8 protein-coding genes are annotated in these 11,285 nt (G+C 63.9%); 7 read left to right on the top strand and 1 reads right to left on the bottom strand.

Going from position 1 to position 11,285, the window contains the following annotated elements; translation table 11 throughout:
- The first annotated feature begins 71 nt into the window (after positions 1-71).
- The 6 genes from APH42_RS08180 to APH42_RS08155 all read left to right on the top strand — a co-directional run bounded on the left by APH42_RS08180 (position 72) and on the right by APH42_RS08155 (position 8,478).
- On the top strand, positions 72-590 hold the full coding sequence (locus tag APH42_RS08180; protein WP_012272409.1) for a type VI secretion system tube protein Hcp: 519 nt from the start codon (positions 72-74) through the stop codon (positions 588-590).
- Between the two features lie 84 nt (positions 591-674).
- Positions 675-1,772 (top strand): type VI secretion system protein TssA, encoded by a 1,098-nt coding sequence (tssA, locus tag APH42_RS08175; RefSeq protein ID WP_060493109.1) that lies wholly within the window; start codon positions 675-677, stop codon positions 1,770-1,772.
- A 114-nt stretch (positions 1,773-1,886) separates the two neighbouring features.
- Positions 1,887-4,403, top strand: coding sequence for an excinuclease ABC subunit UvrA (locus tag APH42_RS08170; RefSeq protein ID WP_060493108.1), 2,517 nt, complete (start codon positions 1,887-1,889; stop codon positions 4,401-4,403).
- A gap of 87 nt (positions 4,404-4,490) precedes the next feature.
- Entirely contained in the window at positions 4,491-4,997 is a 507-nt protein-coding gene (locus APH42_RS08165; protein ID WP_012272412.1) for a sigma-70 family RNA polymerase sigma factor, read from the top strand.
- Complete coding sequence (locus tag APH42_RS08160; protein WP_060493107.1) at positions 4,997-5,959, top strand: FecR domain-containing protein; 963 nt, start codon at positions 4,997-4,999, stop codon at positions 5,957-5,959. Before APH42_RS08165 ends, APH42_RS08160 begins: the two co-directional genes overlap by 1 nt.
- Positions 5,960-6,060: 101 nt before the next feature.
- Positions 6,061-8,478, top strand: a complete 2,418-nt coding sequence (locus tag APH42_RS08155) for a TonB-dependent receptor (protein ID WP_060493106.1) — start codon at positions 6,061-6,063, stop codon at positions 8,476-8,478.
- 116 nt (positions 8,479-8,594) lie between these two features.
- Here the strand turns inward: APH42_RS08155 and APH42_RS08150 are convergent, their stop codons facing one another.
- Positions 8,595-9,470, bottom strand: coding sequence for an AEC family transporter (locus APH42_RS08150; protein WP_060493105.1), 876 nt, complete (start codon positions 9,468-9,470; stop codon positions 8,595-8,597).
- A 426-nt stretch (positions 9,471-9,896) separates the two neighbouring features.
- On the opposite strand from APH42_RS08150, the gene APH42_RS08145 reads away from it, so the two are divergent.
- On the top strand, positions 9,897-11,192 hold the full coding sequence (locus APH42_RS08145) for an MFS transporter (RefSeq protein ID WP_012272416.1): 1,296 nt from the start codon (positions 9,897-9,899) through the stop codon (positions 11,190-11,192).
- The last annotated feature ends 93 nt before the right edge of the window (positions 11,193-11,285 follow it).

Raw genomic sequence — 11,285 nt, 5'->3', positions numbered from 1 at the left:
TATGCCCGGCGAGGTCAAAACCAAGGGGCGCATGAGCAACCCTTTACACGTTGTTAATGGAGAGTTTCACAATGGCATTTGACGCGTATATCCAAATCGACGGCATCCCAGGCGAAGTACTGGATGAAAAACACAAGGACTGGATCGAAGTGCTGGGCTACGAGTACGGCGCCACCCAGGCAACCTCGGCTACCGCCAGCTCCTCGGGTGGTGCGTCTTCCGAGCGTGTTGCCCTGAGCGACTTCAAGATCCGCAAGGCCGTCGACAAGGCTTCGGCCAAACTGTTCGAGCACTGCTGCACCGGCAAGCACATCGCCAAGCTGAAGCTGAACGTGAACCGCGCCGGTGGCGACAAGGTCACCTACCTGACCATCGACATGGAAGAAGTCGTGGTGTCGTCGGTCAAGTTCATCGCCGGTGGCAACCAAGGCGGTGAAGACAAGGCGGTCAGCGACCTGCCTGTAGAAGAAATCAGCTTCAACTTTGCCCGTATCAAGACCACCTACACCCAGCAGAACCGCACCGACGGCCAGGCCGGCGGCAACATCGTCGGTGGCTGGGACCGTACCGCGAACAAAGTGTTCGCCTAAGCCATGGGCCGCTTCGGCGGCCTGTACTGCGCGGCGTGCCAGGTTTTCTGGCACGCTGTTCATCAGCCATGTCCAGAGTGTTATATGCCTGAAATCCTCAATGACCTCTCGCTGGCCACACTGGCCGCACCCATCGAAGGTGGCAGTGGCGAAGACTTGAGCTTCTCTGCCTTGTTCGACCAGATCAAGGAAGCCCGCCGGGCGGACCCTGACTACCTGACCCAGGGCGACTGGCAAACCGACTTGAAGACTGCCGACTGGGAGCAGGTAATCAACCTGTCGGCTCAAGGGTTGGCGCAGCAAAGCAAAGACTTGATGCTGGTGGCCTGGCTCAGCGAGGGCCTGGCCCAGCGTGAGCACTTCGAAGGCATCACTTTTGGCCTAGAGCTGACCGAACGGCTTCTGGATACGTTCTGGGACACCCTGTTCCCAACGCTTGAAGACGGCCTGGACGAGCGCGCGGCGCGGCTGTCCTGGCTGAAGACCACGCTCACCGACATTGCCGGTGGCTTGCCCATTACCCAAGGGCAGCATTTTGGCGTGTTGCGCTATGACGAGTCACGCCACGTCGAAAACCTCGCCCTGCAGAACCCCAAGGCAATGCAGACAGCACTGAACGAAGGCAAGATCAACGCCGAGATTTTCCAGCGCTCGGTAGCGCTGAGCGACACTGATCACCTGCGTGCCAAGGCGCTGCAGATCGGCACCAGCCTGAATGCGTGCAAACGCCTGCAGGCCAGCGCCGACCGCCTGTTCGGCCACGAGGCGCCCAGCTTCGCCAGCCTTGCCGACATGCTGTCGCGCGCCAGCCAGCTGGCGGAGAAACTGCTCAAGGATCGCGGCGTCGAGCTGCACCCCGCAGCGGTGGCAGTAGCAGAACCCGAGGCCATCTTTGTCTCTACTGACGCAGCAGGTGAACCGATGAACACGCCCGTACAGGCCTCTGCGCCTGCCCCTATGCGCACGACACCACTGACCCGCGACGAGGCTTTCACCATGCTTGCGGGCATCGCCCAGTTTTTCAAGCAAAGCGAGCCGCAGAGCCCGGTACCTTACTTGATCGAACGTGCGATCAAGTGGGGCAACATGCCGTTGGAGGGCTGGCTGAGCGATGTGATCAAAGACAGCAACGTGGTGGACAACATTCGTGATGTGCTAGGCACTCGCGAACCAAGGTCCTGATACTCGTTCGGGCCGACCCGGCCTCTTCGCGCACCGACTTGCCAAGGCGCAGGCCAGTACAGCCTCGGCAAATGCTGCTAACGTGAGCGCTCCAAACTGCCAAGGACCGCTCAGATGCCGCCACGCTCACCCACTCCCACCGGTTTCGTCCGCGTCCGTGGCGCCCGCGAGCACAACCTGAAGAACATCGATGTCGATATCCCTCGCGACGCCTTGGTGGTGTTTACCGGCGTGTCCGGTTCGGGCAAGTCATCGCTGGCCTTCTCCACGCTTTATGCCGAGGCCCAGCGCCGCTATTTCGAATCGGTAGCGCCCTATGCCCGGCGCCTGATCGACCAGGTTGGCGTGCCCGACGTGGATGCCATCGACGGCCTGCCGCCGGCAGTGGCCCTGCAACAGCAACGTGGTACGCCAAGTGCCCGCTCTTCGGTGGGCAGCGTCACCACCCTGTCCAGCTCGATCCGCATGCTCTACTCGCGCGCGGGCCACTACCCGGCCGGGCAAGCAATGCTGTACGCCGAGGACTTTTCACCGAACACACCTCAGGGCGCCTGCCCGGAGTGCCACGGCATGGGCCGGGTTTACCAAGTGACCGAAGCGACCATGGTCCCCGACCCGTCGCTGACTATCCGCGAGCGGGCGGTGGCCGCGTGGCCGATGGCCTGGCAGGGGCAGAACCAGCGCGACATCCTGGTGACGCTGGGCTATGACGTGGACATTCCCTGGCGCGACCTGCCCCAGGCGCAACGCGACTGGATCCTGTTCACCGAAGAAACGCCTACCGCGCCCGTGTATGCCGGCTTGACCCCAGCGCAGACCCGCGACGCACTCAAGCGCAAACTGGAGCCCAGCTACCAAGGCACGTTCATGGGTGCACGGCGTTACGTGCTGCATACGTTCATGCACTCGCAAAGCGCGCAGATGCGCAAGCGCGTGGCTCAGTACATGCGCCCCAGCCCCTGCCCGCTGTGCCAGGGCAAGCGCCTGAAGCGCGACGCGCTGGGCGTGACCTTCGCCGGCCTGGACATCGCCGAGCTGTCGCACCTGCCGTTGCAGGCGCTGGCCGAAGTGTTGCGCAAGGTGGCGGCGGCAGACTACCTGACACTGCAGCAGGATGAGCTGACGCTGGAAAAGCGCCTGGCCGCCCAACGCATCGCCAACGAACTGCTGGAGCGTATCGACACATTGCTCGGCCTGGGCCTTGGTTACCTGGCACTTGAGCGCAGCACCCCGACGTTGTCCTCCGGCGAGCTGCAACGCCTGCGCCTGGCCACCCAGCTGAATTCACAGTTGTTCGGCGTGATCTACGTGCTCGACGAGCCATCGGCCGGTTTGCACCCAGCCGACAGCGAAGCGCTGTTCGAAGCCTTGCAACGCCTGAAGCATGCAGGCAATTCGGTGTATGTGGTGGAGCACGACCTGGACACCATGCGCCGCGCCGACTGGCTGGTGGATGTAGGGCCGGCTGCCGGTGAGCATGGCGGTACCATTCTTTACAGCGGGCCGCCTGCGGGCCTGGCCGAGGTCGAGCAGTCATGCACCCGTGCCTACCTGTTCAGCGCCCCGCCCCAGACCAAACGCGCCCCCCGTCAGCCCTGCGACTGGCTGAAGCTTGAAGGCATCACGCGCAACAACCTCGATAACCTCAGCGCTGCCTTCCCGCTGGGCTGCTTCACCGCCGTTACCGGTGTTTCCGGTTCTGGCAAGTCCAGCCTGGTCAGCCAGGCCCTGCTGGAACTGGTAGGGGCACACCTGGGTCATGCCGAGCAACGTGGCGAGCCCGAAGAACACAGCCTGGAAGACGAACCTGATCAGGCCAGTAGCGGCCAGGTGAGTGCGGGGCTTGGCAGCATCAAGCGCCTGGTGCAGGTCGACCAGAAGCCAATCGGCCGCACACCGCGCTCCAACCTGGCCACCTATACCGGCCTGTTCGACCATGTACGCAAGCTGTTCGCCGCCACCGAGCAGGCCAAGGCGCAGGGTTTCGACGCTGGGCGTTTTTCTTTCAACGTTGCCAAGGGCCGCTGCGCCAACTGCGAGGGTGAAGGTTTCGTCAGCGTCGAGTTGCTGTTCATGCCCAGTGTCTACGCGCCCTGCCCAACCTGCCATGGCGCCCGCTACAACCCCGAAACCCTGGCGGTGAGTTGGCAAGGCATGAACATCGCGCAAGTGCTGCAGATGACCGTCGACCAAGCCCTGCAGGTATTTGCCGAACAGCCACCGGTGCGACGTTGCCTGCAAGTGCTGCAGGATATCGGCCTGGGCTACCTGCGCCTGGGCCAACCGGCCACCGAGCTGTCCGGTGGCGAGGCGCAGCGGATCAAGCTGGCTACCGAACTGCAACGCATCGCCCGCGGGGCAACGCTGTATGTGCTGGATGAGCCCACCAACGGTTTGCACCCGCAGGACATCGACCGGCTGCTGGTGCAGTTGAACCGCCTGGTCGAGGGCGGGCACAGCGTGGTAGTGGTCGAGCACGACATGCGTGTGGTGGCGCAAAGCGACTGGGTGATCGATATTGGGCCGGGAGCTGGCGATGCCGGGGGCAAGGTGGTGGTCAGCGGCATCCCGCAAGTCGTGGCTGGCTGTAGCGAAAGCCGTACAGCGGCGTTTCTGGCCAAAGCCTTGTAGTGCCTGCGCATTGCCAGGCTCCGTGGATGGCGCTTAGAATGCGATCAATTCTTAATTGCACCCTTCGCCCGGAGCCTCGCGCCCGTCATGCCGCCCGCCGACCCTACCCTGAACCTGCAAGTCCAGACGCTGTACACCGAGCACCATGGCTGGCTGCAGGGCTGGCTGGGGCGGAAACTGGGCAATGCCTGCGATGCCGCCGACCTGGCTCATGACACGTTCGTGCGCCTGCTCAGCCGGCAGGGCAACAGCTTTTTCGGCAATGAACCCCGGGCCTTGCTGACCCACATCGCAAAGGGCCTGGTGATCGACCGCTGGCGCCGCCAGGAAGTCGAGCGCGCCTACCTGGAAGCCATCGCACACTTGCCGCAACCCGAGGTGCCCTCGCCGGAAACGCGCTGGCTGATCCTCGAAACCCTGTACCGCATCGACGCCATGCTGCGCGACATGCCGGCCCGTGTACGTCAGGTGTTCCTGCTGTCGCAGCTGGACGGGCTGACCTACGCACAAATTGCAGAACAGCTGCAGGTTTCGCTGATCACCATCAAGCGCGACATGCGCACGGCTTTCCTTGCCTGCCTGAGCATCGACTGATGGTGCAGCGCATCGACCCACTGATCCTTGGCGAAGCCGCTGACTGGCTGGTGCAGCTGCAGTCGGGCAACGCCACCGAGGACGATCGCCGTGCGGTCCTAGCCTGGTGCCAACGCAGCGCCCAGCACGCCCAGGCGTGGCAGCGTGCCGAGGCCATCCTCGGTGATTTCCGCCGCCTGCCCACCCCGGTTACCGGTGAAACCCTGCGCCGCCTGAGCCGCAACGGGGCGGTAAGCCGTCGCCAGGCCCTGCAGCGCCTGGGGCTGTGGCTGCTGGCAGCACCCACGGCCTGGCTGGCCTGGCGTGAAACGCCTTGGCAGCAATGGACCGCCGATGCGCGCACCGCGGTCGGCGAGCAACGCGCATTGACACTTGCCGACGGTAGCCAGGTGCTGCTGAACACCGACACAGCCATCGATATCACCTTCGACGCCCAACAGCGCCGCATCGACCTGCTGGCGGGCGAGATTCTGCTCACCAGCGCCAAGGACCCTGCCACCCTGGCGCGGCCGCTGCTAGTGCGCACCCTGCATGGTCAGGCGACTGCGCTGGGCACACGCTTCAGCGTGCGTATCGATGGCGCGCTGACCCGGGTGGCCGTACTTGAAGGCGAAGTGGCTACACGCCCGCTGCATGCCGCAAGCCTGTTGCTCAAGGCTGGCGAGCGCAGCGCTTTCGATGCCGACCGAGTACTGCCCGCCTCAGCGCTGGAAACCGGTGACCTGGCCTGGGAGCACGGCATGCTGCTGGCGCGCGACATGCGCCTGGCCGACCTGTTGCTGGAGTTAGGTCGCTATCGCCCAGGCGTGCTGCGCTGCCACCCGGCAGTGCGCGAGCTGAAGGTATCGGGCGCCTTTCCACTGGCAGACACCGACGCCAGCTTGCGGCTGCTGGGTGACACCCTACCCGTATCAATCCAGGGTTTGACCCGTTACTGGGTGACGGTGGAGCCCCTAAGCTGACACGCCCCTACAGGGACCGCGAAAAAGTCAGTGATACCTTTACCTGCGTCGTCCGGTGATGAGTGCAGAACCTTCATTTTCTGCACCCACAGGATGCTTGCATGACGCCCCGCCAGCCGTACCGCTTGCCCTTCAAGGCACTGAGCCTTGCTATCGCCATGGCCGCCCTGGCCCCCACGGCGATGGCCGCCGACACCACCCCGCGCACCTATCACCTGGCCGCTGGCCCACTGGCCGACGTGCTGGCGCGCTTCGCCGCCAGCGCCGGAGTACCATTGTCGTTCGACCCGGCCCTGCTCAACGGCCTACAAAGCCAGGGCCTGCAGGGTAACTACAGCATCCCGGAAGGTTTCACCCGCCTGCTGGCCGGCAGTGGCTACAGCCTGATCACCACCGACAGCGGCGGTTATACCTTGGCGCCGACGGTCGACCTGGGCAATGCCCTGGAACTGGGTGCGACCACCATCAACAGCGACCTGGCCGCCAGCAGCGACACCTGGCAAGGTGGCCAGGTAGCCCGCAGCGCGCGCCTGGGCGTGCTCGGCGACCAGGCCATCAGCGACGTGCCGTTCAGCGTTACCAGCTACACCGCCAAGACCATCGCCGACCAGCAGGCTCGCACCCTGGGTGACGTGTTGCTCAATGACGCGTCGGTGCGCCAGTCGGCGGGCTTCGGCAACTTCTCGCAAGTGTTCACCATTCGCGGTTTGCCGCTGAACACCGACGACATCAGCTACAACGGCCTTTACGGCGTACTGCCGCGGCAGATCGTGACCACCGAAGCGCTCGAGCGAGTCGAGGTGTTCAAAGGGTCCAGTGCCTTCCTCAATGGGGTCGCACCGCAAGGCAGCGGCATTGGGGGTGCAATCAACCTGGTGCCCAAGCGCGCCGAAGATACCCCCACACGGCACGTTACCCTCGACTATGCCACTGGCGACAACATTGGCGGCCATCTCGACCTGGGCACGCGGTTTGGTGAGGACAATCGTTTCGGCGCCCGCATCAACCTGGCCCAGCATGACGGCGGCACTGGCGTGGACGACGAAGCCCAGCATTCCACCCTGGTTGCCGTGGCCCTTGATTACCGTGGCGAGCGGCTGCGCTTGTCCACCGATCTGGGCTACCAGAAGGAACGCATCAACCAAGGCCGCGCGGTGATCTACCCCACCGGCAGCAAGGTGCCCCACGCGCCTTCAGCGCGTGACAACTATTCGCAAGCCTGGAGCTGGTCGCAGCTGGAAGACACCTACGGCATGCTCAACGCCGAGTACGACCTGAACGACAACTGGATGCTGTATGCCGGCGCCGGCGCCAAGCACACGCGTGAGAACGGCGAATACTCCTCGCTGTACGTCAGCGACGCGAACGGCACCGCGCGCGGAGGTTTTCTGTATTCGCCCCACGACGAGGACAACAAAAGCGCCGTCGCCGGGCTCAATGGCCGCTTTGCCACCGGCCCGGTCAGCCACCGGGTCAATTTCGGCCTGTCAGGCATGTGGGGTGAACAGCGTTCGGCCTACGAGGCACTGGCTGCCAGCAAGCGTTATGACAGCAACCTGTACAACCCGGTGAAAGTGCCGCGCCCCACCGACACCTACTTTGGCAGCGACCTGCACGACCCGCGCATCGTCGGCAAAAACCGCAACAAGAGCGTCGCATTGTCCGACACCCTGGGTTTTCTTGATGACCGCGTCCTGTTGACCGTGGGTGTGCGCCGGCAATCGATCAGCGTCGACAGCTGGGCGACCGCCACGGGGGGGCGCAACACGCCGTACGACGAGTCGATCACCACACCGGTGTATGGCTTGGTGATCAAGCCTTGGGAGCATGTGTCGTTCTATGCCAACCGCATCGAGGGCTTGGCCCAGGGCCCGACGGCACCGTCGAGTGTCAGCAATGCCAACGAGGTGTTCCCGCCCAAGCGCAGCAAGCAGGTCGAGGCTGGGGTGAAACTGGACTGGAACAGTTTTGGCGCCACCTTGGGCGTGTACCGCATCGAACAGCCCAACAGCGTCACCTACCGCGCTCCGGGCGCTGCGCTGGACACATTCAGCATGGACGGCGAGCAGGTCAACAAAGGCGTGGAACTGAACCTGTTTGGTGAGCCCGTCGACGGCTTGCGCCTGCTGACAGGCGCGGTATTCATGCACACCGAGCAGAAGCACACGGCCTATGGCAGCAACGACGGCAACCGCGCCGCTGGCGTGCCACGCTTCCAGTACAACCTGGGTGCCGACTGGGACGTGCCTGGCATTCAAGGCGCCGCGCTCAGTGCCCGCTTGCTGCGCACGGGTGGCCAGTATGTGAATGCGGCCAACAGCCTGAGCATTCCGGCCTGGACCCGAGTGGACCTGGGCGCACGCTACCGTTTCAAGGTCGATGACAAGCAAGTGACATTGCGCGCCAACGTGGAGAACGTGGCGAACAAGGCGTACTGGGCTTCGGCGTCGACTTCCAACAACTACTTGACCCAAGGTACGCCGAGAGTGCTGCGATTGTCGGCCAGTGTAGACTTCTGAGCCATTCGCGGCACAGGGCTGTTCCTACAGCGACGGCATCGCCTGCAAATGCGAGGCAGTGCGTGTAGGAGCAGCCTTGTGCTGCGAAAGGGCCGGAAGATGTCGTGGCCACTGCCCTACATCCACCAGGCCAACACCACCGGCAACCAGGCAAACGACAGCACTGTCGAGCACATCACCAGGTTTGCCACCTGCTCCGGCTCACGGTTGGCCCGTACCGCCATCAGGTAGTTGAACACGGCTACCGGCATCGCCGACTGCACCACCAGCACTGCACGCTCCAGGCTCTCCATACCCAGCGCTGCGCCCACCGCCCAGCCCACCCCGGCCCCCAGGCCAATGCGCAAACCACCCAGCAGCATGCCACTGCCAACATGGCGCAGGCGAATGCTGGCCAGCGATACCCCGAGGGTCAGCAGCATCAGCGGAATGGTCATGCCACCCAGCAAGTCCGCGGTATTGGCCAGCCAGCGCGGCAGCTCGAAGTCCAGAAATATGATCGGCATGGCACCGGCCAGGCTGATCACGATGGGGTTGCGCAGCAAAGCCTTGAGCGAAGCGGCAGTGCCGGAAATGGCCATACCAATGGTGAACTGCACGATCGAGAGGGTGAGAAAGAACGCCACGGCCAGGGCCAGGCCATGTTCACCAAAGGCGTACAGGCTGATCGGCAGCCCCATGTTGCCGGTGTTGGGGAACATGAACGCCGGCAGCAGTACCCGCCAGTGCATCCCCGAAACGCGGCACACCAGCAAAGCGGCCATGGCCATGCCCAGGGTGCACAGCAGACAGGCCATGGCCATGCTGGTGAAGGCGGCGGGGTCCAGCTCGGTGCGGCTGAGGGTGGACAGTACCAATGACGGTGTGCCAACGGTCATCACCACCCGAGCGATGAACTCGGTGGGGTAGTCCAGGCCCTTGCGGGCCCAGATATAGCCGATGCCGGCGACGATGAATACCGGGGCCAGGACTGCAAACAACGACGCGAACATGGGGGCCTTCCTTGGTGTGGGTTCAGCATTATGCAGCAGTCTGCAAGATTGCCCAGATAACCTCACCCCTGTCGGAGCAGCCCTCAAGATTGTCTGTAAAAGACACTTTCATGTCGCCCACAGACTGCGGCGTCTCGTCGCATACCGTTGCCCCTTGGGCAAAAGCTTCCAAGCCCGTAGAATCCCGCTTCCTTTTCGCCCGTCGCCTTGAACGGTGGCAACCAGCAGCAAAGACAGAGTCAGCGCCTGAACACATGAACGCACATGTGAAATAGGCTCAACCCTCCCCGCCCGGCCCCTTCCCAAAAGGCCCAGCGGTTGAGTCTTGCCCAGGTCGCATCCGTGTCGCCACTCGCCCCTTGTTGGGCCGAGCCGGTGTGCGCGTCCGAGAAGGCGCTCATTCCGCTCATCCAACTAGAGGTACGTATGTCTCCGCGTTTGCTGGCCATGGCGCTGGCGCCCCTGCTCGGGCTGTTCATCATCGCCCTGGGCAACGGCTTCATGTCTTCCCTGACCACCCTGCGCCTGGGCGCTGCCGGTGAGTCCGCCACCACCATTGGTATCGTCTCGTCGACTTACTTCATCGGCCTGACCCTTGGTGCCATCTTCAACGACCGGCTGATCCTGCGCATCGGCCACATCCGCGCCTATACCAGCTTCGCCTCGCTGATCGCCGTGACCATCCTGCTGCAGGGCCTGTTCTATGACGTCACCTGGTGGTCTGTGCTGCGCCTGATCAATGGCTGGGCGGCCGTCGGCGTGTTCCTGGTGATCGAAAGCTGGCTGCTGCTGGCCGGTGACGCGAAAATCCGTGGTCGCTTGCTGGCGCTGTACATGATCGCCTTCTATGGTGCCGGGGTAATCGCCCAGGCCGGCCTTGGCGAAATTACCCAGTTGGGCGAAACCGCACCCTTCATGCTGGCTGGCGTGCTGGCCGCCCTGTCGGTGCTGCCAATCGTGATCCTGCCGCGGGTGTCGCCGCTGTTGGACCAGGTCGAACCCCTCAAGCCCCGCCAATTGCTGGGTGTGGCGCCGTCGGGCCTGGTCGGTTGCTTCGGCTCGGGCGTGGCCATTGCCGGCATTTATGCGCTGCTGCCGCTGTACCTGCAACGCATCGGCCTGGAGGTAGGGGAAGTTGGCAACATGATGGCCTGGGTGATCCTGGGTGCCATGCTGCTGCAATACCCGGTCGGGCGCTGGTCCGACCGCAAGGACCGCCAAGATGTGCTGATTGCCCTGGCTGCGCTGTGCGTGGTGCTGTCGCTGATCACGGTGTTCCTGCCGTCGGACTCGTTCCTGCTGCCGGCCATGCTGTTCCTGCTCGGTGGCGGCGTGTTCACCCTGTACCCGGTGGCGGTCAGCCACGCGGCCGACCGCGCGCCTTCCGATGCGCTGGTACCGATGATTCAGGGCCTGCTGCTGATCAACTCGCTGGGTTCGGCCATGGCGCCGGTGGCCATTTCGCCGATGATGAGCGAATTTGGCGAGGCCGGGCTGTTCTGGGCCTTTGCCGTGGTCAACCTGGCCATGGTGTGCTTCTTCATGTGGCGCCGTGGCAAGCGCCCGGCCGCGGAGCACCCAGCCCCGTTCACCGCTTCGACGACCTTCTCGCCAACCGGCGCCGAGCTGAGGGTGACCGAAGACCTGATGCATGCGGCCCAGGAGCATCCGCCGCTGGAGCCAGTGGAGCCCGTGCAGGCTGCCCGTAGCGAAACGCACTGAGCCTCGGGGCCGCACAGCGGCCCCTCCCCTGCGACCACTCGTCGCCCAGAAGGCACCCCTCCTCACACCCCCAGCCAAACGAATGACAGATCA

The organism is Pseudomonas sp. NBRC 111140, from assembly GCF_001320885.1.
In the GTDB taxonomy this organism is placed as follows: domain Bacteria; phylum Pseudomonadota; class Gammaproteobacteria; order Pseudomonadales; family Pseudomonadaceae; genus Aquipseudomonas; species Aquipseudomonas putida_P.
This window is presented reverse-complemented; position numbering and strand designations above follow the sequence as displayed.

Bases quoted from the DNA above. Each gene is read 5' to 3' on its own strand.
- APH42_RS08180 (WP_012272409.1), top strand. From the start codon at position 72: ATGGCATTTGACGCGTATATCCAAATCGACGGCATCCCAGGCGAAGTA.
- tssA (WP_060493109.1), top strand. From the start codon at position 675: ATGCCTGAAATCCTCAATGACCTCTCGCTGGCCACACTGGCCGCACCC.
- APH42_RS08170 (WP_060493108.1), top strand. From the start codon at position 1,887: ATGCCGCCACGCTCACCCACTCCCACCGGTTTCGTCCGCGTCCGTGGC.
- APH42_RS08165 (WP_012272412.1), top strand. From the start codon at position 4,491: ATGCCGCCCGCCGACCCTACCCTGAACCTGCAAGTCCAGACGCTGTAC.
- APH42_RS08160 (WP_060493107.1), top strand. From the start codon at position 4,997: ATGGTGCAGCGCATCGACCCACTGATCCTTGGCGAAGCCGCTGACTGG.
- APH42_RS08155 (WP_060493106.1), top strand. From the start codon at position 6,061: ATGACGCCCCGCCAGCCGTACCGCTTGCCCTTCAAGGCACTGAGCCTT.
- APH42_RS08150 (WP_060493105.1), bottom strand. From the start codon at position 9,470: ATGTTCGCGTCGTTGTTTGCAGTCCTGGCCCCGGTATTCATCGTCGCC.
- APH42_RS08145 (WP_012272416.1), top strand. From the start codon at position 9,897: ATGTCTCCGCGTTTGCTGGCCATGGCGCTGGCGCCCCTGCTCGGGCTG.